We start from the raw sequence: 22,580 nt of genomic DNA on the forward strand, positions 1-22,580 counted from the left end.
ATTTTAGGTTCATCGAAAAAACGGCTCAGAGGCAAGCTGTGCTTGCCGACCTATCAATAAATATCATCCCAGCCGTAGAGATTTCCCTTAGAAACCTTACCACTCTTAAGAGCAGCATCAAGTTTAATAAGAGATTCTACCGCGCCAACAGCAAAGCCTTCACGGCTTCTTGCTGTATGTGTAAGCTCGATTGTATCTGCAGTTCCATCAAAGAAAACCTTATGCGTTCCAGGAACATTACCACAGCGGGTTGAACTTACATGAAGCTGATTTGCAGCTGGTCTTTCATGGAAAGCATCAGTTACAATTTCAGTCTTATCTTTATAACCAAGCTGAACACGGCGTGCAATTTCAAGTGCAGTACCACTAGGACTATCTGCCTTCTGATTATGATGAAGCTCCCATGTTGCAACATCATAATCTTTATATTCAGCCATAATCTTTGCAGCTTCTTCTACAATTTTATAGAACATATTTACGCCGATAGAAAAGTTTCCGGCAGTCATAACTGTTCCACCAACCTGCTTTGCATATTCAGCAATTTCTGCATGCTTGTCATTCCAGCCTGTAGTTCCAACAACAAGAGGAAGTCCAAGTGGAAGGAGTGCACGGACATTAGCAAGAACAGCAGTTGGATGAGTAAACTCAATAATTCCCTCTGCCCCGCTTGATTTTACAGCGCGCACAATTGCATCTGTATCTCCAGCAGCAACTTTTACTTTGGCATCATCTGCCATAACATCTATAGTTGTAACAACCTCATGACCGGCACGCTTAGCAGCCTGCTCAATCATATGTCCCATCTTTCCATAACCAACAAGTGCAATCTTCATAAAAAACTCCTTTGTTTGATTTTCGTATAATATCAAAAAAAGATTTTTTAATCATTAGTTTTGTATTTCATAAAGCTCAATATTTGCATCCTGAAAGTTTGAAAAGCACAGATATTTTCCATCAGGACTGATATCAAGACCGGTAGGTTGATTACCACCTTCAAAGGCTGTAACAACGTTCATAGACTGGGTATCTATAATTTGAATCTTTCCATTTTTTGGACTTCGTTTTGTGTAATCTTCAGGATTATTCGGACCACGAGAAGAAACAAAAAGCCATCTATCCTGATAAAGTTTAATAGTATTTGGATTATTGAACACCTGAGTTTTGCCTGCAATCTTAAAGGTTTTAAGATTTATTTCGTAAATCATTCTGTGATACATATCGGAAACATATGCCTTTGTACTGTCCGAATTCAAAACAATATGCCGCATAGCTCCCTTTTCAACTTTCAACACCGAAAGCTGCTTTCCTGTTTCAACATCAAACTTTTCTACAAGTCCAGCATCAAAGGAAAGGCTTATAAGACTTTTTCCATCCTCAATAAAATATAGCCCTCGAGGTGCAGCTCCTGTAGAAATTTTTCTGAGGCAACTTCCCGTCTCATAATCAATTATAGAAACATCATTCGAAACCCAGTTAGAAACGGCCAGCAGCTGCTTTTCGTCAGAAAAAGCAATAAACTTTGACCAGTTTCCTCCGGTAGCTATAGTTCTTTTATATTCAAAACCAGGATAAGAATATTCGTACAGCTTTGCAGTTGTCATTTGTGAAACCAAAAAAACATTTTTCTGAGAAATAAAAAGACCTTCTGCAAAGCCAAGTTGTAAAGCATCAGGAGGAACTATTCGTTTTACAATTTTCTTTTCCTGAATGCTGAAAACATCAAAACCATTATCATTTAATAACGGCATAATTATGAATTTACTGTCCGGAGAAAACAAAACTTGCTTAGGCTGTTCGCCACATGTGTAAACACCGATTTTTGTCAGTTCCGGCGCCTGTGCATACACAAAACCAGCAAGGCATATTGTTAGCACCAGGACAGTAAATGCTTTTTTCATAACTGTTTATCAACTGAAATATGCATTGTGAAGAATCTGAACAGTTTTATCTGCTTCATCATCATTTACAATCATACTGATATTAACTTTGCTTGCGCCCTGAGAAATCATCTGAACATTGATTCCTTCTTCAGCAAGAGCATCAAAGCCGCTTGCAAGGATAGCAGAAGAATGAGCTGCGTCACAAATAATAGTAACGATAGCCTTATCCTTACGAACAGATACCTGACTAGCCTGCTCGAGATCGGAAATAAGACCTGTAAGATCAGACTTTGTATTTACAGTAAGAGAAACAGAAACTTCAGAAGTAGCAATTACATCAATACTGATATTCCATTTAAGGAAGTTATTGAAGATGTGAGCCAGGAAGCCTGCAGCGCCCAGCATACGTGAAGAAACAATATCAATCAAAGTGATGTGTTTTACAGTTGTAATTGCGCAAACAGGTGGAACTTTTCCAGAATGTTTTTCTACAATAATAGACCCCGGGCTTGTAATATTGTAAGAGTTCTTAACACGAACCGGAGTTCCAGTTTTACGAACAGGAAGCATAGAACGAGGATGAAGAACCTGAGCTCCGAACATAGCAAGCTCCTGAGCTTCTTCGTAAGTAACTTCAGGAACAGGCTTAGCCTCTTTTACAACGCGAGGGTCAGTAGTAAGAATACCGTCAACATCCTTCCAGGTCTGAACTTCTTCAGCGCGCATAGCAGCACCAATCATTGTTGCTGTAAGATCAGAACCACCACGCCCAAGAGTTGTTATATTTCCTTTTTTGTCTTTTGCAATAAAGCCAGTTACGATAGGAATATGATTGTCTGTGCCGTTTTTGTAATCATTAAGATGAGCCGGAATATTTTCCCAAACCTCATCGAGAAGTTCAGCAGACATATAGTTAGAATCAGAAACAATTCCAATATCCCATGCATCATAGAAGCGGGCTGGAATTCCCTGAGACTCCAAGTAAGCTGCCATCATACGAACAGACATACGCTCGCCAAAGCTAACAAGATAGTCGCGTGAACGTTTACTGATTTCTTTAAGCATTGAAATACCGGTAAGCAGCTGTTTAAGCTCAGTCAAAAGAGCTTCAATAGTTTCAATTTTAATTCCAAGCTCAGCGGCAGTATCCTCATGGAGTTTAGCAACTCCAGCAACATCAACCTCTCCGAGCACAGCCTTATCTGCAGCTTCCAGAAGATGGTCTGTAGTATCTCCCATAGCTGAAAGTACTACAGCAGGTCTCTTATCCTGATAAGCCTTAATAATAGAAGCAACATGCTTGATTCTCTCTGCATTAGCAACAGAAGAACCCCCGAATTTCATTACTATCATATTTATATTCCTTATAATAGATTGATTATAGTGATTTACTTAATTGTGTGGAAGTACATTGAAAAATCTTATTCCATATAAAAAAGGCCTTCCCCGAAGGAAAGACCTTTTAATCAACAGTAAATCTTATGCCTTATTAGAAGAACTTAAACTCAAGTCCAAGTCCACCGTAGAGGGTTCTGCGGGCAAAAGAATAAGTAGGATAAGAAGCTCCTCCTACCTGATATCCATTTACTTCAATTGGAACATCTTTCTTTTTAAAGTCACAAACAAAACGTCCAGAAAGAACAAGGCCAAGATGATCTGTAAAATAAAATTTAAAATCAGCTCCAGTTATAAGACCTACTGTAAAATCCTGTTTCTTTGCATTTGTAATATCACCCAAAGAAGCTAAAGGAATTTCAAAATTTGGACCTACACCAAAACCAACTGTAAATTTCCACAAATCAAGATTCAGCCATGCCATTGGAGAAAGATCCAGAATATGCATATTATACTGAACATTCTGGGTACCATCTTTTGCAAATGTAATCGAACTTCTTACATAATTTGCTTCTGCCTGAATTCCAAGACCTCCAAACAATGCAAAGTTAGCATAAGCTCCAAAACCAAAGTCGAAAGTCTTATCTTCTTTTGCAGCATTGTAATTATCAGCAAAAGAACCACCATCAAAGTTTCTACCAAGAATACCACGTGCTCCAACTTCAAAATCAAGAGCAAAAGTAGCACTTAGCATTAAAACAGCTGTAAAAGCCATAGCAATAATCTTCTTCATTTTAATACATCTCCTCTTTAAGTAGATTCATAATATTATAACAAAAGAGTAACGTATTTTTGTTACTATTGCAAATCACTTTATTTTCACGAGCCGGTACCATCATATTTTCTAGCCCCTAAAAGCCAGAATCTGTAACTAAGATAAAAGAACAGAAGGCCTATGAGTGGTGAAAGCCACGAAAGAAGCGGAATATTATCAGGACGCAGAATTACCAGTGAAGGATAATACGCAATAAACGCAATCGGAATCACAAAAGTAAAGATAATTCTGAAAACTGTATTAAAAATACTTGCCGGATATTTTGCAAAATCCTTAAAGCGGAACATGATTACCATAATATATCCCGAATTCTGAATCCAGAAACAGGTAGCAGCTGCAAAATTCATAATTGCTATCATAAAAAGTGATGCTGCTATCAAAAAAAGCAGAGTCTGTGCAAGAATCACAAAGGTCACAGGTATTCCCAAATGACTCCAGGCAAAGGCTAAAGTTCCCACACCGAAACAAAGCTGTCCCAGTCCCTTAACATCAAAAACTTCAGAAATATAATAGAAGAATATGTTGATTGGGCGGAAACAGTACTTTATAAAATCTCCGGTTTTTACTGCATAACGAAGATTCCAGTTATTGTCAAAAAAGCACTGAACCGGAGTCAAAGCAACCAGCGAAAAGCCATACAGAAAAAGCATTTCGTACATTGTCCAGCCATTGATTGATGGAAAGTTTCTGAACAAAATTCCAAAAGTCACAAAACCAACAAGATTCGAAACTATCATTCCTATATTCGAAATAATAAAATCTGCACGATAACTCATCTTACTTTTCAAATCCTGTACAAGAATCTTTCTATATATATCAAGATAAAAGCGAAGTCCCCTTCTCTTAGTTGCAACTGTATTACTCATTTTCTAGCCTCCGTTTACAGTAATCTTTTTAAGCGAAACACTCCAGAAAGCACAGCCTATAGCTGTAAGAGCAAGGCACCAGGCAAGCTGAAGAACAAGTGAAAATAACAGACCGCTTCCAATTGTATAACCGGGTTTCTGCAGCAGGACATTCAATGGAGTATCATAAATACAACGGAACGGCAGATACTGAACAATCTTTCGAAGCGACTCTGGAAAGAAAGCAAGAGGAATTGAAGCTCCAGACAAAAGAAGCACAATACATTCCTTTACCATATTCAAACCCCAGGTAGATTCTGTATACAGACAGATTGTCGCGCAGATCATATCTATACTGAAATTGATTACCAGAGCCATCACGACTGAAAGCACAAAGAAAAGCAGATTAAAACTGAGAGCAATACTGCCATGAGTAAGTATATTTATGATGATAAATGTGGGCAAAAAAGTCAGAAAGAAAGACATGATATTCTCTCCGATGTATGACCAGAAACTATAATTACGAAAGGACATTGGCTTAAGCAGTTTCAGAACGATTGAGCCCGACTGAATTTCACGGCTCATATCCCAGACAAGGAATACCTCCAGAAAATTGAACAGAGCTGTTGCAAGGACGAGGTAAACCAAAGTGTCATTGAGAGTCATGCCGTTTACAACATCACTTCCAGAACTGGCATAAATTGCCTTCCAGAGAAAATAAATCAGAACCAGATAAATCAGGTTTCCGAAAAGTGTTACAAAAGTTCCAAGGCGGTAGTGGAGTTTTTCCATCATGCCAAGGCGGGTTAAAGCTAAGTATTTTTTTAGATTCATATAACATCTCCGTAATAAACAAACAGTCGGCAAGAACAGCTTGCCTCTAAGCCATTCTTTCGATAATCCTAAAACGCCCCTTTTCAGGCTCGTTTTTTAACGGATTTTCGATTTGAAGCATCGTAAATCTTTTTAATAACTTCCTCAGTCGAAATATCCTCTACACTGATATCCTTAATGCTGCCCTTTCTCTGATATTCTGAAATTACAGACATAACATCAGTTTTACATTCATCAACAATAATTTCCTTCCAGCCTGTATCCGCAAGATTCAGGCGTAGCGTTCTGTATGAGCCGAAATAATGCTTCAGATGCTCAATGTCGTTATCATAAATCATACTTCCGTGATCAATGATTACAATTCTCTGACACAACGCATCAACATCCCCCATATCATGAGTTGTAAGAATTACTGTTGTATTCTTTTCCTTGTTCAGCCCCTTAATGAGCTCACGGATTTTTGACTTCATAGAAACGTCCAGACCAATTGTAGGTTCATCAAGAAAGACAATTTTCGGATTATGCAAAAAGGCCGCAAGAATATCACTCAAAGTTCGCTGACCAAGAGACATCTGGCGAACAGGCTTGTGCAGAAGAGTTTCTATATCAGCAAGCTCGTGGTAGAGTTCAAGCATTCTGTTATAATCTGCCGTATCAATCATATAGATATCCTTAAGCAGTTTGAAGGATTCAATAAGTGGCAGTGACCACCAGAGCTGACTTCTCTGTCCAAAAACAACACCGATATTCTCTGCATTGCGGCTGCGGTCTTTATATGGAATTGTTTGATTTACAAGAATCTTTCCACGGGTCGGTTCAAGAACGCCGGTCATCATTTTGATTGTAGTGGATTTTCCAGCCCCATTAGGACCAAGATATCCTACAATTTCACCAGGCCTGATATTGATGGAAATATTATCAACCGCAGTAATAGTTTTATAGTCGCGGGAAAATAAATCTTTAATACTCCCCTTCAACCCCTCATGACGATTCAGAACTTTAAACTCCTTAGTCACGTTGTTCATTCTGATTGCAAAGTCTTCTTCAGCCATAAAGCCCTCCATAACAGGGAATCTGAAACAGAAGGTGTCCATAATTCCATTCCAGATTCCCTTGCTTTTACAAGATAGTTGAATTATACTTAGTAAATAGATGTAATATAATTATTGTTTTTACATATTTTAATAACTATTTTACACTTATAATGTAATATTGTTATTGTTTTTAGGAAGTTTTATGACAGCACAAAAACCAAAGCGCGGAATCATCATGAAGCGCAATGATGGTTCTGAAGTTGTAAATTATAATATAGATTCTTTTCCAACATATATTCATGACGGTTATGTTTATCCAGGCTGTACCTGGGAGCGGGTTGCTCACTATCATGATGATGTTGAATTCGTTTCTGTTTATTCCGGCTCCATGGAATATTCTGTAGACGGAGTAAATATTCGTCTTAAAAAAGGAGATACACTTTTTGTAAATGCAGACGCCATCCACTACTCCATAGCTACAGAAAACCGAGTTACAAAATATTATATCGCCATTATGAATCCACGGATTATCTGTTCATCTTATGCGGTTGAAACAAAAGCCATAAAGCCAATAATTTCAGATCGTTCCGTTCCTTTCATACATTTTAAAGCTGATGATTTTGATGGTCCTGAAATTCAACAGCTTCTCAAAAATCTCTGTAAGGAAGAAGAAAACAAAAGTGAGTTTATGATTACTAAGGGATTTTTTGAGCTCTGGGAAATAATCATGCACCGCTTTACAGACGCTTATCGTCTGCACGTAGGTCGAATAGAAGATGCTGATTCTCACAATGCAAAACTAAAAGGCATGATGATTTATATTGATGAGCATTATAACGAACAGATTACCCTAAAAGATATTGCTCAGGCTGGCTGCGTAAGTCAGAGTTTATGTAATCAGATTTTCAATAAGCTTACGGAAAAATCTCCAATTGAATATCTTATGCATTACAGAAGCCGAAAGGTTGCAGATTTATTACAGGCTGGTGATATGAGTATGGCAGAAATTGCTGAAATTACTGGCTTTACAGGAGCCAGTTATATGGCTGAAACCTTCAAGAAGTTTTATAAGATGTCACCAAGGGATTTCAGGAAATCTTCCCGTCCCGGAACATCCTCATCATCTCGTTTGTCAGACTATAATCCGAAGGCTGAAGTTCAATTTCACTGCGACTAACCCACTCAGCATATTTCAACTCGCCCTCATCCATTCTGATTGTATCGTCACCATCAACCTCACAGAAAAATCCTGCAAGAATATCCTGTGCAAGCGCCCATGGCTGTGACTTATAATAACGGATATTTTTTACCTTAAGACCGACCTCTTCCATGACCTCGCGTTCAACAGTCTGCTCCAGTGTTTCACCAAACTCAGTAAAGCCTGCAACAAGAGCCGAATGTGCATAACCTCTACGATACTTAGTAATCAGGATTTTATCTCCATTTATGATCCCGATAATTACAGCAGGGTTAATACGTGGATAGATTTTTGTCTGACATTCTGGACAGAAGAGAGCACGTTCTACTGTATCCAGCTTCAGTTCATGTCCGCAGCGTCCACAGAATTTATTATCATCATACCACTTCCAGATATGATAAGCCGAGAAAACAGCAAAGAGTTCAACATTAGAAGCGAGCGGCATATCCCGTAACTGTCGAGGTGTTAATAAAGAATAATTTGGAAGATTAGCAAATGGAACAATTTCATCTTTAATAAGAAAATATTTTTTATTATCAATTGAAAAAAGATAAGTTGCAGAAAGCTTTGGATAAGAAAAATCCTTAAAAGTGGGTAATATCAGCCTTTGTTCTTTCGAATCATAACAGACATAAACCTTATCATCCCAAAAATCAAATACAATATCATCATCACTAACTGAAATATTTTCAAAATGATTATCAAAAACAGAAGGTGCAATATCTTGAATCATGAAATAAAATCCCCTTTTTTACAATTATAAAAAAACTGAATATAAATGGGAAGTCATAAAAATATCTATTGTACAAGGCAGTGAGAGGATCGAACTTGCCTATAATCGGAAATCCGTTAAAAACAATTGCGCCAGCAATTGTTTAGGATTATCCGATATATGGGTAGGAGCGAACGGCAGCGAGCGACTTCTGACAGAATGTCGGGAGAAATGAGATCCGACAAAACCGCAAAAATAGTCTCATAACAAAAAAAAAAGACACTTCAAAACGAATAGTCTCTAGATTGGCAGTGAGAGGTCGAACTCCCGACACGCCTAAAATTGGAAATCCGTTAAAAAAAATTGCGAAAGCAATTTTTTAGGATTCTCCAATAAATGGCGCGAGAGAGCGGAGCGAACGAGATCTGCAGAATGTCGGGAGTTCGATCCGGGACAAACCAAATGAAGTCATAGTAAAAAAAAAGACACTTCAAAACGAAGTGTCTCTAGATGGGCAGTGAGAGGATCGAACTCCCGACATTCTGGGTGTAAACCAGACGCTCGTACCAGCTGAGCTAACTGCCCGAAAAAAAAACTGGCGACTTTCTACTTTCCCGGAACGAATCCAGTATCATCGACGTAAGAGAGCTTGACTTCCGTGTTCGGAATGGGAACGGGTATTACCTCTCCACTATGGTCACCAGTATTATTTACTGTGTTATACGAAGAGCACTAATCTGAAATCTCAGAGCGTGCAGGACGGAAATATATCAGAAAAGAAGTTTTTGTTCAAGTAGTTTTTGAACGGAAACGATGATATGGCCAAGTCTCACGACTTATTAGTAATGCTCGGCTGAACGCCTCACGACGCTTACACCTGCATCCTATCAACCTGGTAGTCTCCCAGGAGTCTTCAGGGAACTTAAAGTTCCAGGGAAGTCTAATCTTGAGGTGGGCTTCCCGCTTAGATGCTTTCAGCGGTTATCCCTTCCGGACTTAGATACCCAGCACTTACCCTTGGCAGGATAACTGGTAAACCAGAGGTTCGTCCACTTCGGTCCTCTCGTACTAAAAGCAGCTCCTCTCAAACTTCCATCGCCCATAACAGATAGGGACCGAACTGTCTCGCGACGTTCTGAACCCAGCTCACGTACCACTTTAATTGGCGAACAGCCAAACCCTTGGGACCTGCTCCAGCCCCAGGATGTGATGAGCCGACATCGAGGTGCCAAACTTTCCCGTCGATGTGAACTCTTGGGGAAAATCAGCCTGTTATCCCCGGAGTACCTTTTGTCCGTTAAGTGATGGCCTTTCCACTCAGCACCATCAGATCACTAAGACCTACTTTCGTACCTGCTCGAATTGTCACTCTCGCAGTCAAGCCTCCTTGTGCCTTTACACTCGTGCTCCGATTTCCAACCGGAGTGAGGAGACCTTCGCGCACCTCCGTTACTCTTTGGGAGGCGACCGCCCCAGTCAAACCGCCTGCCTAACATTGTCCCCAATCCTGCTTCAAGGATAAGGTTAGAAATCCTGTTCATCAAGGCTGGTATTTCACCATTGACTCCGCGCAACCTGACGGCCACGCCTCACAGTCTCCCAGCTATCCTACACATGATAAACAGGATCCCAATATTAAGTTACGGTGAAGGTTCACGGGGTCTTTCCGTCTAATTATGGGTATCCGGCTTCTTTACCGGAATATAAATTTCACCGAGTCTCGCGTTGAGACAGTGCCCAGAATCGTTACACCATTCGTGCGGGTCGGAACTTACCCGACAAGGAATTTCGCTACCTTAGGACCGTTATAGTTACGGCCGCCGTTTACAGGGGCTTCGATTCAATGCGTCAGATTGCTCTTGACATCTCCTCTTAACCTTCCTGCACCGGGCAGGTGTCACCACCTATACGTCCCATTGCTGGTTCGCAGATGGCTGTGTTTTTGATAAACAGTCGCCTGGGCCTGCTTTCTGCCGCTCACTATCATTTCTAACGTGAGCCACACTTCTTCCGAAGTTACGTGCGCATTTTGCCGAGTTCCTTAACGCGAGTTCGCTCGTGCGCCTTAGATTACTCATCCTTCCTACCTGTGTCGGTTTCCGGTACGGTTTAATTAGCCACACTTAGGAATTATTTCCCGGCACCTTGATTACGTCCGCTTCAGTTGCACTTTCTGCTTCCTCGCTGTAACGACTCATCTCAGAGCTTCTTTTAACCAGCTCCTCAGCAACTCGTCGCTTTGACCGGGACAACCGTCGCCCGGCCGGATTTCACCTCATGCGTCATTCCATAAAAACTAATTAAGTATTGGATTATAAACCAATTTCCCATCGACTACGACTTTCGTCCTCGCCTTAGGGGCCGACTTACCCAGGGCAGATTGCCTTTACCCTGGAAACCTTAGGTTTTCGGCGAGCGGGGATCGCACCCGCTTTTTCGTTACTTATGCCTGCATTCTCTCTTGAATCTCCTCCAGAACCCCTCACAGGTATTCCTTCATCAGTTAATTCAATGCTCCCCTACCAATCATTACCTATGTAATGATTCCGGAATTTCGGTTTCATGCTTAGCCCCGTTACATTGTCTGCGCACGGATGCTCGACCAGTGAGCTGTTACGCACTCTTTTAAGGAATGGCTGCTTCTAAGCCAACCTCCTGGCTGTCTGTGCATCCGCACTTCATTTCACACTCAGCATGAATTTGGGACCTTAATTGCCGGTCCGGGCTGTTTCCCTCTCGACTACGAACCTTGGCGCACGCAGTCTCACTCCCATACGCTGAATACCGGCATTCGCAGTTTGATTGAAATCGGTAGGATTTGACTCCCCCTTTTCCATCCAGTGCTCTACCTCCGGCATTTTTGTATGAGGCTGTCCCTAAAGGCATTTCGGGGAGAGCCAGCTATCTCCAGGTTTGTTTAGCCTTTCACTCCGTGTCACAGGTCATCACTACCTTTTTTAACAGATTACTGTTCGGCCCTCCAACAGGTTTCACCCTGCCTTCAGCCTGCCCATGACAAGATCACCTTGGCTTCGGGTCTGCGTCATGCAACTTTTCGCGCTGTTCACACTCGCTTTCGCTCCGGCTCCAGAACTTCTATTCTTTAGCCTCGCTGCATAACGCAACTCGCAGGTTTATTCTACAAAAGACACGCCACTACCCTTGCGGGCTGTGACATCTTGTCAGTCTATGGTTTCAGGTTCTCTTTCACTCCCCTTACCGGGGTTCTTTTCGCCTTTCCCTCACGGTACTTGTCCGCTATCGGTAGCTGTTCAGTATTTAGCCTTGGATCGTGGTCGACCCGGATTCTGACAGGGTTTCACGTGCCCCGCCATACTCAGGATACCGCTGAAGACTCTTTCATTTCGGATACGTGGCTTTCACACTCTCTGACGCTCCTTCCCAGAAGCTTCTCCTATAAAAAAGTTTTCTCTAAACTTCGTATGCGGTCCTACAACCCCACTTAAGTGGTTTGGGCTTCTCCCCGTTCGCTCGCCGCTACTTGGGGAATCTCTGTTGATTTCTGTTCCCGAGTTACTTAGATGGTTCACTTCACTCAGTATTGCTCCTGTGTCCTATATATTCAGACATTCAGGTGATATCATCGCTGATACCGGATTACTCCATTCGGAAATCCGGGGGTAAACGGATATGTGCTCCTGTCCCCGGCTTATCGCAGCTTATCACGTCCTTCTTCGCCTGACAGCTCCCAGGCATCCGCCATAGACCTGTATTCGCTTGGCCATATCATCTTTTCCGCTCTTAAACTTAAACCGGGATTTTCGTGTGTGTACATTTTCTAACCAAGCAGTACACAATCCCTCGCTTACAAGCGTTTCTTCTCGTTAATGCGTCTGAAGATATTCCCGCATTAACTTCCGTCCTTCCTTCGTAATTTCAAAAAACTTCGTACATCCAGACTTTCACATCCTTCAGTACCTTTTGTATGTTCTTTAACATACCAGAGAAAGAAATAACTGACCGATTGTTTTGTGTGTACACAAACACTTTTGATTCCTTTTCTTAAAAGGAGGTGATCCAGCCGCACCTTCCGGTACGACTACCTTGTTACGACTTCACCCCCCTCACGGAACGTACCTTCGGCATGGTCCTCCTTGCGGTTAGACTCACGACTTCGGGTACCCCCCACTCGGATGGTGTGACGGGCGGTGTGTACAAGGCCCGGGAACGTATTCACCGCACCGTGCTGATGTGCGATTACTAGCGATTCCAACTTCAAGGAGTCGGGTTTCAGACTCCTATCCGGACTGAGGCAGGCTTTCTGCGTTTTGCTCCACATCACTGCTTCGCTTCACTCTGTACCTGCCATTGTAGCACGTGTGTAGCCCTGGACATAAGGGCCATGATGACTTGACGTCATCCCCACCTTCCTCCGGTTTGTCACCGGCAGTTCCGCCAGAGTCCTCAGCTTTACCTGCTAGTAACTGGCAGTAGGGGTTGCGCTCGTTGCGGGACTTAACCCAACACCTCACGGCACGAGCTGACGACAGCCATGCAGCACCTGTTCACAGGCGCATTGCTGCGCTTACTTATCTCTAAATAATTCCTGTGTATGTCAAACCCAGGTAAGGTTCCTCGCGTACCATCGAATTAAACCACATGCTCCACCGCTTGTGCGGGCCCCCGTCAATTCCTTTGAGTTTCACCCTTGCGGGCATACTCCCCAGGCGGTACACTTATCGCGTTTGCTTCGGCACCCATTCTCATGAACGGACACCCAGTGTACATAGTTGACTGTGCGGACTACCAGGGTATCTAATCCTGTTTGCTCCCCGCACCTTCGCACCTCAGCGTCAGTCATCTGCTGGCAGCCTGCCTTCGCCATTGGTATTCTTCCAGATATCTACAGATTTCACCCCTACACCTGGAATTCTGGCTGCCCCTCAGCGACTCAAGTTCTGCAGTTTCCAACGCAGTTCCGGGGTTGAGCCCCGGCATTTCACACCAGACTTGCAGAACCGCCTACATGCCCTTTACGCCCAATAATTCCGAACAACGCTCGCAACTTACGTGTTACCGCGGCTGCTGGCACGTAATTAGCCGTTGCTTATTCATGACCTACAGTCACCACAAAGCGTTTCTCTCACTCTGCTTATTCCTCAGTCATAAAAGGATTTTACAACCTTCCGGCCTTCATCATCCACGCGGCGTCGCTCCGTCAGACTTTCGTCCATTGCGGAATATTCTTAGCTGCTGCCTCCCGTAGGAGTCTGGGCCGTATCTCAGTCCCAATGTGCCCGATCACCCTCTTAGGCCGGGTAACTATCGTTGCCTTGGTGGGCCGTTACCTCACCAACTAGCTAATAGTACGCGGGCCGCTCTTCGTGCGAATCAAAAGATCCTTTCCTGCATGTCCTCTGACAACATGCAGCGTATCCGGTATTATCTCCTATTTCTAGGAGCTGTCCCCGTCACAAAGGTACGTCACCCACGCGTTACTCACCAGTCCGCCGCTCTAGGATTAGTGCAAGCACCAATCTTACCGCTCGACTTGCATGCTTAAGACGCGCCGCCAGCGTTCGTTCTGAGCCAGGATCAAACTCTCCATGATTATTTCAATAGCCCGAAGGCTAATGATCTTCATAAACAGTTCAAACCAGCTTTTATCTATTTGCTGAATTGATTTACAATCGAGTTTTAAGAACTAAAACTCGCGGGTATGTTTTTGTTCGTTGATATAAAAAAAAACATAAAAAAAATTATTTAGTCAGTTATTTCCTTCCCTGATCTGTCAAAGAACCTTTTGTTTGTTCTGTGTCGCAACTCAGTGTTGCGACGGTGAAAATGAATATATATCTTTCCATGAAAACTGTCAATAGCTCATCCCGTTTTTTTTGTGTTTTTTTCACTTTTTTTTATTTTTTTGTAACTTTTTTTTATTCAGTATTCTCACATGATTCCGGCTCATATCACCACAAAATGTGCTCCCGCTGAAAAAGAACAGAGACTGCGGTGAGCCTCGTCGCTCCGCTCGTATCTTCTGCCGAACCGGCGGCCTCAGTATCGGCTCAATGCAGTCTCTGCCCTTTTTCCGCTCCGCTCATTTTCTGGTGTATGCACGGAGTTCTGGAAGAGATTTCTGTCAGTGAAAGAAAACACAAATAATAACTCACATAATGAAAATACAAAAAAAATGGATCTGCGTCCCACAATTTCTTTCCTCCCTTTCCATACTTCCCGTACACCTTCCCCCGCTCCGCTCATTTTCTGGCGCATGCACGGAGTTCTGGAAGAGATTTCTGTCAGTGAAAAATAACAAAAAAACTTATTCTCGATTAATCGAATTTATACCCGATAAACAGTGCTTTGAGATCTGCCTTGCCGTCAATTCCGAGAACTGAGTAAATGTGTGCTAAATCTTTTTTAATTGCACTTTCACTGACATTATGTGTAATTGCAAGTGCTTTAATGGTAGTGTTATTAACAACTGTCTCTTTTATACAGTCAATCTGACGATCAGTGAATTTATAATAATCAAGATTGATTTCTCCCGAATCTTTTTTCTCATACGCGTGGCGGAACAAAAGATTGATACAGCCGATTGTTGCAAGGGAGAAAAGCGTAATTCCTATATATTCAAAAAAGCTGCGAACTCCATAAGGAATTACAAAAATCATTTTTGCAACTTCCAGTGCTAGATACACACTAAGCCTTACCTTTGAAGCAAGCCGGTTTTCTGTCATCAACAGAAAAAACAGAATGGCCGTTATGAACAACGCAGTATAGACTCTGCCTGTATAAAGATACGAAAAGGCAAGTGTTTCAAGGGCAATATAATAAATACTATGATGGGTATAAAAAAAGAATGAGAGCACACAAAGCACCAGCGCTACTCCTTCTGCAGAATACGAAACCGTTCTGGAAAAAGGCATAACACTCAGTTCGTAGAAAAAATCTGTAAACACATTCATCAGAATCATGGTAATCAGATAGATGGAGCCAATCAGGGCCATGAGTCTAAATGGTTTGTCTAAAAACTTTTTAATATTCATAGTCATATTATACCACATAATTCAGATTATTTTTGAAAATATTCATAAATTGCGTTATAAATTGTATCTTCACCATTCATAAAGTCTTCAAACTTTTCAAAAACTTCTACATCCGGCAGAGTACCACGGTGAACATCTGAATGGGTCACTTCTCTGGCCCGCTTATACAATTCCGGAACATCTTCATCAAGCTGTTTTGGAAAGGCAAAATCACAATTTAAGGCATTCAGTTTATTGGTTAATGGTCTGTTTGTATAATTAAAAACTGCCTCTCCGGTTTCTTCTCCAAAGATTTTTACATCCGGATAATTTCGGATAAAATCATTCATAAACCAAGTTGCACAAGACGCCGTCCTTCCCGAAGTAATCATTGCAAGGTTATATTTATCAAATTCAGATTTATATCTCCATAGTTCATTATTAATCATAAATTCCATAGTGGCGTATCCACCCGGATTATATCGCAGATCAAAAACTACGGTATTATATTTTCCTGTCTGCAATTCTGAAATTATATCAGCAAACCATTTCTGACAGGTATAAGATTCATCTTCCAGACACCTGTTGTACTGAACATACAATGCCTTCTTTTCCTCTGAAGTTACAATTCTGTAATTCTTACTTGTATCATAATGATTAAAATTATTTGCTTTTTCTGGTGTTATTTTTACGAAGCGCTTAATTTTCGAAGGCTTAAGCGCCTTGCATTTTATAGTTTTTATTTCTCCATCGCGTGATTCAAGAGAAAAGCTTACCTTTCCATTCTTCTCTACAAGTCCGGCACTCTGAAATTTTACATAGCTTAAAGGTGCATCTAAATCATATTTTTCACCAGTAACAGTTTCATAAGAATAAACTGAAAGATTAAGAAGTCTGCGGCGTGCTTCTTCAACTGAACATTCCCCTATTTTTACAAGCTTCCAGCCAAGATATTTTTGATATTCTGGAATAGTCCAGTAAATATGATAATCATTTCCAAAACAGTAAAAGTAAAATGGCAGCATTTTTGAATATAAAACTGAAGAATCCAGAGGCGAAAGATTTAGATGAAGACATTTGTATTCTTTTAGTATTTTCTGAATTCTGAAAAAACATTCCAGCCGGTCTGCCTTACCGGCCATCACATCAGCTTTAAGCTGTTCAAAAGGCTCCGGATCATAAAGTTCTCTAAGTGAAGAATACTCCATATCCAGTTGTATTTTCTGGATATCAAAACACAACTGCTCCGGAGTAACATTTTCTTTCTGATTTTTACAGGAAATAAAACCTACAAACAAAGCAAGTAACAATATTGATAAAAAACTTTTTTTCATATTTCCCCCTAAAAAAAGGGGCAGTCTCGACATACTCAACTACCCCTCTGTGAACTCCTCAACTCCGTGAGGATTTTTTATTTCTTCGCAATCTCAGCTACACTTGTAACTACACCTGCTAAGTTCTGCAAATCTGATGGAACGATAATCTTTGTTGCCTGACCGTTGCTTGCAACTTCGAAAGCTTCGAGGCTGCGGAGCTTAAGAACTTTGTCGTCCATTCCGGCATCACGGAGCATCTTAAGACCTTCGGCCTTTGCCTGCTGAACTTCGCGGATAGCTTCAGCTTCACCCTTTGCCTTCTGAATTGCAGCTTCCTTGTGAGCTTCTGCTTCAAGAATCAAAGCCTGCTTCTGACCTTCAGCTTCGAGGATTGCAGACTGCTTGTGACCTTCTGCAATAAGAATCTGTTCACGGCGCTCGCGTTCTGCTTTCATCTGCTTTTCCATTGCATCGCGGATTGCTGCTGGAGGTTCAATATTCTTAACCTCTACACGGTTTACCTTGATTCCCCAAGGATCTGTTGCTTCATCAAGAATAGAACGCATCTTAGTGTTGATAACGTCGCGGCTTGTCAAAGACTCATCAAGCTCCAGTTCACCGATAATGTTACGCAAAGTTGTAGCACTAAGATTTTCAAGAGCGTTGATTGGTTTTTCAACACCGTATGTATAAAGTTTTGGATCTGTAATCTGGAAATAAACTACAGTATCAATCATCATAGTTACGTTATCACGTGTAATTACAGGCTGTGGAGGAAAGTCAAAAACTTTTTCCTTCAGAGAAACCTTCTTGGCAATACGGTCAAGAAACGGCATCTTCACATGAAGTCCTACATTCCAGGTTCCATGGTAAGCACCAAGACGTTCAATAACAAAAGCATTAGACTGAGAAACAATTCTGATGTTTGTAATAATCAGAATCATAACCAAAACTGCAACTGCGATAATTACGTAAATCATAAACTAAATCCTCCTAAACTGTACGGTGGTTGAGCTTGTCGAAACCACATTTTAACGGTGATTTCGATACGCCCTGCGGGCTACTCAATCACCATGTTAAATTTGTTTTACATACGCCGTAACACCGGCGATTTCTTCGATAATGCACTTACTGCCCTCTTCGAGAGTAATATCCTCTTTGACAGCAGCAGTCCATTCCATACCATTGATTTTTACAGAACCCTTGTCGAGTGCTGTGATTTTTCTTGTCACTACGGCTATCTGTCCTATAATCCGCTCATAGTTTGTTGCAATCTTTTTCTGATTAAGCTTCTGCTTTACAACCGGACGTGTAAAAATCAAAAGCACAAGAGCAAGCACAACAAAGATGAACAACTGAGCAGGAAAAGGAAGAGGCGTAAATGCAAGGAAAACCATTACAAACGCACTGATTCCAAACCAAATGGTAGTAAGGGAAAGTGTAAGCGATTCAATCACCACGCAGATGATTGTCACCGCAACCCAAACCCAGGGAAGATTATCAGCTAAAACTGAAATAATACTGTCCATGGCTACCTCCTTATAATTTGAACCTTTTTTCAGGTGCAAGATACATACCATCGCCCCGCTTAATATCGAAGGCTTCATAAAACTCATCAAACTGTTGAACAATAGCGTTCACACGCAGAAAATCCAGCGGATGAGGATCCATTTCATGCTGATTTCTCAAAAGCTTTTCCGTACTTTTCGAAGCATTATTCTTAGCATAGTATTCAAAGAAAAGCTTAAAATCAAAACCAGGAACCGCAGCGGCAGTTTTCAATATTGCAGACATTCCAAAAACATCAGCTCCAATTTCCGTTCTACATTTTGTTCCGTCACAATTTACTCCGTCAAAAATCTCGCAGGTACTGAAATAATCAGAAACAGAAACTATGCGCTTTTCAATTTCTTTATGATCAGTCGTTCCTATAATCTGTAAAAGAACACCTTCCTTATCTGAAGGGCTGCTGAAAAGATGGCTGATTTCATGCGCCATAGTAAAACCAAGTCCTGACAGCTTCTTTTCATAAGAATCATTTACATCATATTTGATTCTGCTTAGAAAAATATAACCGGCAAGTATATTAATACTGTTATTCGATGGATTGTAATAAGCATTACTTACCTGTGGTGCCCAGGACCATTCATATATATCCGGATCCTTAAAACAGTTTTTTGACTGAATCTTTTTTTCAAGTTTTACCACTTCCAGAATGGAATCAAAGAAATTATCTTTTAGTTGTAAATCCGAATAATCATAAAAGTTTGAATGACCTGCAATCACCTTTGTTTTATTGAGTAATTCCACAAGAGTATAACGCGAACCTGTTGAAAGCCACTCCCAGGAAGAAATCTCTTTTTTATAATTTGAGAGGATGTCGTTACAAAGATTTTCAATATCTGCAATTATTTCTTCTGAGCAATACTCTTCACACCACACCTTTCCCAGATAATTCGGAATAAATTCATTCAAAAAAAGAACGACAAGTTCTTCATTGCTAAAATTTCTCTTAAAACCTGTAAATTTTTCATTTACCTTCAGATAACAATCAATGGCCTCTCTATCCAGCAAACATGTACTTGCAGTAAAAAGCCTGCATAAACACAGTGTTTTTACAGCTTCAAGATTTTCCTTAACATAAAGAGAATCAAATATCTCAAAATCCGGGGTAAAGCCAAAATTCAAGCCTGCCAGTCCATTAGATTCCAGGTATTCTGTAATCGGGAAGTTTTTATAAGAATCTTTAAGCTGACCAAAATATAAATTTTTACCTGTCCCCTTTTCCTTTGCAAGATTAAGATTATATCGCTTTTCAAGTTCATAAGCTGATTTTAACAGTTCTTCAGCTTTTTCCTGTGAATAGCCGACTCTCTGAAGCATTGTCATATAAAAATCAAAATAAAGGTCATAATCATCACTGATAACATATATCAGGCTTATTTTAGGACTATAATAAAGACTACCAACTTTCGATTTTCGATCTATTTTTATTGGAAAGAAGAGTCTAATATTATCATCTTCAAGAATCGAGTTTAACTGTTCAATAGATTTTACAGACTGGATTTTTTTCAGGGGCGGAAGGATTGGCTGCAAACCAAGTTCATTGCGGTGTTCCCAATCCATTCCCATATTGTAAATGGCAATTAATTTCTGTTTTTCTGAAAGGTTTTGACTGTCCGAGTTCTCCAGACTTTCCGCTCCACTAGCAGCAGCCATTGAAGCAATCTGACTTACAAACGGATTGGTGAAATCATCATTATTTTCTGTTGTTCCCGAATCCTCAGATCCTGACAAAGGCTTTTTCAAAGTCTCATAATTTAGAGACTGATAAAAATCGTCTTTAAGAGAGGGCTTTTCACTCAGGAGATTTCCATCAAGATTTGAGTTAATCCATTTTTTGCTGTTAGAAGCATTTGCACAGCCTGCAAGCAGAACTGATAACAAAACAACAACTGATACGACATAAGTTCTTGAACTTTTCATTTTTTCCTCCTGAAGCCAGAATATACCCGGTTCCGGCCGGGTACACTTTAACTATACGGAGGAAATTTCCAGAAAGCAACGGTGACAATGGTTACATTTTAGTGACTTTTGTCACCGAGATATGGGTAACTTTAGTTACGCTTAAAATCTACCTTCTGTTCCGGGATATCAACCTTAGAAACTTTAAGTCGTGCAGCATCATTCAACTGAACGTCGCTGCAGTTATGAAGTGTTGCCTGCATATCCAATGAAGGAATTAAGAACAGCGCATCGTTTCCGCGGCGGTCAATGCAGAAAGCTTCGTATTCCTGATCTGGATTCTGCAGAAGATAAACAAGTTTCCAGTGAGTATCGCTCTGGCGGCTTGCTTTTTTTGCTGCAATCGATGCAGCATCTCCGGCGGCAACACGTTCGAGCATATCGTCTTTTGCAATAAGATGGCGGCCATCAATAAAGGCGCGAAGCTGTTCATGAGAAATCAAATCTCCGTAACGGCGAAGCGGCGAAGTTACCTGACTATAGAATGAAACGCCAAGCCCTGCATGAGGAGCAGGTGTAATTCCAACAGAACGTTTTCTCATGCACTTAATACGGGCAAACTGTCCTGCCCAGCCATCCGGAAGATTTCCAGGAAAATCCGGTGTTTCCTGACTAATATACATAAACGGAATCTGATTTTTGAAAGCAAAACGGGCAGCACCCTCCCCGGCTAGAATCATCAGTTCCGCAATCATTTCATTTGATTCAAGACGAGCCTCAGGTTCAATTGTTACTTTCTTTGTTTCCTTATCAACAGAAATATCAACCTCAGGCATTTGGATTGTGACAGCCCCGTTCTTTTCGCGGCGCTCACGGTTTTTGCGGGCAATTTCAAAAAGTGGCTTAAGTTCAGCATCTTCCTTATGCTCTTCGGCATATTTATAGGTAAGACGCTTTACTTTTACATTAGTCTTAAAAACAGAACACTCTTCAATCTGACTTTCATCATCAAGCTTGATTCTGAAAGACAGGGCATGACTATCTTCTTTTAGGCCAAGAGCATAATCTTCAAGGCAGCTTTCACAAAGCATACGCGAAGTTCCTTCAGGAATATACAAGGTAGTTCCGCGGTCTCGCGCCGCAATATCAATTTTTGAATCAGGTTCAACAGAAGAAGCCGGATCTGCAATATGAACCCAAAGATACTCACCGTCAAAAGCAACAGCATCATCAGGGTCTGCAGAATGTTCACTGTCTATGGCATAAGCAACACCCGGAACATCAAGACGTTCTTCTTCAGGCATTGCTCCAAGCTGATCTTTAGCAGAATCAAAGCTGAATCCGAAACGTGTCGGATACGGATTTTTTGTAAAGTCCCAGATACCAGTATCAATCAAAAGCTTATGTGCCGCTTCTATAGTCTGGGAAATACCTGCATCAGCAAGCACCTTAGACTTATCAGTTTTACAAAGGGCAAAAGCTTCAACTTCACCCATGAATTTTGCATCTTCCGGCAGGTCAAGTTTACGAGCTTTAAGACGGGCAATAAAAGCAGCCCTTATTTCAGACTCATGCTCTTTTTCATATTGTTTTTTAGCAAGTGCTTCAATCTCATCAGCAGAACGGAGCGTAAAAGAAATCTCACCGTTTTTCAGAGCATCCTGTGAAATCTGAAAATGAACATCCCCGGCAGCAACAGAATACAAAGCCCACGCTTCATCAGCCTTAAAACCACCGCGAGAATATTCAGCCAAATCAGAAAGAGAAATTGCTTCACTGGCAGTAGACTCATCAGACATCAAAAGCTCGTAAGTTTCTACAAGCTGAGCCGCCATACCTTCTGTTGAAAAATCAAGCACAGCATCCAGAGAAGAACATGGACCTTCATGCAGAAGCACCACATCCTTTTCACGAACCTTCTGCTCACCATAAACGGCTTTTTTTCCGCCCGGAGTCGCAGGCTGTGTACAGAATTTAATGATATATTTATCGCCGTCGCGGTCATTCACAACCGCAGGCTGATTTTTATATAAAACAACAGAAAGTTTATTCATAGCGCCTATACTATCAGAAAAAAAAGATAAAAAAAAGACCGCCCATTCGGACGGTCTTTGTATTAATTATGACAGGAAGT

At 41.1% G+C, this 22,580-nt stretch carries 15 protein-coding genes, 1 tRNA gene and 3 rRNA genes; 1 reads left to right on the plus strand and 18 read right to left on the minus strand.

Going from position 1 to position 22,580, the window contains the following annotated elements:
* Nucleotides 1–53: 53 nt before the first annotated feature.
* The 7 genes from dapB to AABJ44_RS10650 form a co-directional block, all read right to left on the minus strand.
* Nucleotides 54–833: a 4-hydroxy-tetrahydrodipicolinate reductase gene (gene dapB / locus AABJ44_RS10620; RefSeq protein ID WP_338369009.1), complete on the minus strand. Its 780-nt coding sequence runs from the start codon at nucleotides 831–833 to the stop codon at nucleotides 54–56.
* 54 nt (nucleotides 834–887) lie between these two features.
* A complete protein-coding gene (locus tag AABJ44_RS10625; RefSeq protein ID WP_338369010.1) occupies nucleotides 888–1,898 on the minus strand; it encodes a YncE family protein in 1,011 nt (336 codons plus the stop codon).
* A gap of 9 nt (nucleotides 1,899–1,907) precedes the next feature.
* Nucleotides 1,908–3,233 carry an aspartate kinase gene (locus tag AABJ44_RS10630; RefSeq protein ID WP_338369012.1) on the minus strand — a complete coding sequence of 442 codons (1,326 nt, stop codon included), beginning with the start codon at nucleotides 3,231–3,233 and terminating at the stop codon, nucleotides 1,908–1,910.
* Between the two features lie 136 nt (nucleotides 3,234–3,369).
* Nucleotides 3,370–4,008 (minus strand): hypothetical protein, encoded by a 639-nt coding sequence (locus AABJ44_RS10635; RefSeq protein WP_074639805.1) that lies wholly within the window; start codon nucleotides 4,006–4,008, stop codon nucleotides 3,370–3,372.
* An 86-nt stretch (nucleotides 4,009–4,094) separates the two neighbouring features.
* The gene (locus tag AABJ44_RS10640; RefSeq protein WP_338369014.1) at nucleotides 4,095–4,916 is read right to left on the minus strand and encodes an ABC transporter permease; all 822 of its coding nucleotides are present in this window, start codon (nucleotides 4,914–4,916) and stop codon (nucleotides 4,095–4,097) included.
* A 3-nt stretch (nucleotides 4,917–4,919) separates the two neighbouring features.
* Nucleotides 4,920–5,729 carry an ABC transporter permease gene (locus AABJ44_RS10645; RefSeq protein ID WP_338369016.1) on the minus strand — a complete coding sequence of 270 codons (810 nt, stop codon included), beginning with the start codon at nucleotides 5,727–5,729 and terminating at the stop codon, nucleotides 4,920–4,922.
* An 83-nt stretch (nucleotides 5,730–5,812) separates the two neighbouring features.
* Entirely contained in the window at nucleotides 5,813–6,781 is a 969-nt protein-coding gene (locus AABJ44_RS10650; RefSeq protein ID WP_338369018.1) for an ABC transporter ATP-binding protein, read from the minus strand.
* Nucleotides 6,782–6,965: 184 nt separating this feature from the next.
* Here AABJ44_RS10650 and AABJ44_RS10655 point away from each other — a divergent pair, with 184 nt between their 5' ends.
* The gene (locus AABJ44_RS10655; RefSeq protein WP_338369019.1) at nucleotides 6,966–7,940 is read left to right on the plus strand and encodes an AraC family transcriptional regulator; all 975 of its coding nucleotides are present in this window, start codon (nucleotides 6,966–6,968) and stop codon (nucleotides 7,938–7,940) included.
* Here AABJ44_RS10655 and nudC read toward each other — a convergent pair.
* The 11 genes from nudC to AABJ44_RS10710 all read right to left on the minus strand — a co-directional run bounded on the left by nudC (nucleotide 7,852) and on the right by AABJ44_RS10710 (nucleotide 22,500).
* Nucleotides 7,852–8,694, minus strand: coding sequence for an NAD(+) diphosphatase (gene nudC, locus AABJ44_RS10660; RefSeq protein WP_338369021.1), 843 nt, complete (start codon nucleotides 8,692–8,694; stop codon nucleotides 7,852–7,854). The genes AABJ44_RS10655 and nudC overlap by 89 nt on opposite strands.
* A 490-nt stretch (nucleotides 8,695–9,184) precedes the next feature.
* Nucleotides 9,185–9,258, minus strand: a tRNA-Val gene (locus AABJ44_RS10665).
* An 8-nt stretch (nucleotides 9,259–9,266) separates the two neighbouring features.
* A 5S ribosomal RNA gene (gene rrf, locus AABJ44_RS10670) occupies nucleotides 9,267–9,378 on the minus strand.
* Between the two features lie 113 nt (nucleotides 9,379–9,491).
* Nucleotides 9,492–12,417 (minus strand): 23S ribosomal RNA (locus tag AABJ44_RS10675).
* Between the two features lie 282 nt (nucleotides 12,418–12,699).
* Nucleotides 12,700–14,245 (minus strand): 16S ribosomal RNA (locus tag AABJ44_RS10680).
* The 16S, 23S and 5S rRNA genes sit together here with 1 tRNA gene alongside, the layout of an rRNA operon.
* A 724-nt stretch (nucleotides 14,246–14,969) precedes the next feature.
* Complete coding sequence (locus AABJ44_RS10685) at nucleotides 14,970–15,686, minus strand: helix-turn-helix transcriptional regulator (RefSeq protein ID WP_338369023.1); 717 nt, start codon at nucleotides 15,684–15,686, stop codon at nucleotides 14,970–14,972.
* A gap of 26 nt (nucleotides 15,687–15,712) precedes the next feature.
* Nucleotides 15,713–16,999, minus strand: coding sequence for a S41 family peptidase (locus tag AABJ44_RS10690; RefSeq protein WP_338369025.1), 1,287 nt, complete (start codon nucleotides 16,997–16,999; stop codon nucleotides 15,713–15,715).
* Between the two features lie 77 nt (nucleotides 17,000–17,076).
* Nucleotides 17,077–17,961, minus strand: coding sequence for an SPFH domain-containing protein (locus AABJ44_RS10695; RefSeq protein ID WP_074642690.1), 885 nt, complete (start codon nucleotides 17,959–17,961; stop codon nucleotides 17,077–17,079).
* Between the two features lie 96 nt (nucleotides 17,962–18,057).
* The gene (locus AABJ44_RS10700) at nucleotides 18,058–18,510 is read right to left on the minus strand and encodes an NfeD family protein (protein WP_074933896.1); all 453 of its coding nucleotides are present in this window, start codon (nucleotides 18,508–18,510) and stop codon (nucleotides 18,058–18,060) included.
* A 10-nt stretch (nucleotides 18,511–18,520) separates the two neighbouring features.
* A complete protein-coding gene (locus tag AABJ44_RS10705; RefSeq protein WP_338369029.1) occupies nucleotides 18,521–20,467 on the minus strand; it encodes a M13 family metallopeptidase in 1,947 nt (648 codons plus the stop codon).
* A 131-nt stretch (nucleotides 20,468–20,598) separates the two neighbouring features.
* Nucleotides 20,599–22,500, minus strand: a complete 1,902-nt coding sequence (locus tag AABJ44_RS10710; RefSeq protein WP_338369031.1) for a ribonuclease catalytic domain-containing protein — start codon at nucleotides 22,498–22,500, stop codon at nucleotides 20,599–20,601.
* Between the last annotated feature and the right edge of the window lie 80 nt (nucleotides 22,501–22,580).

Origin of the sequence: Treponema bryantii (genome assembly GCF_036492245.1) — a bacterium.
GTDB classification, from domain to species: Bacteria; Spirochaetota; Spirochaetia; order Treponematales; family Treponemataceae; genus Treponema_D; species Treponema_D bryantii_C.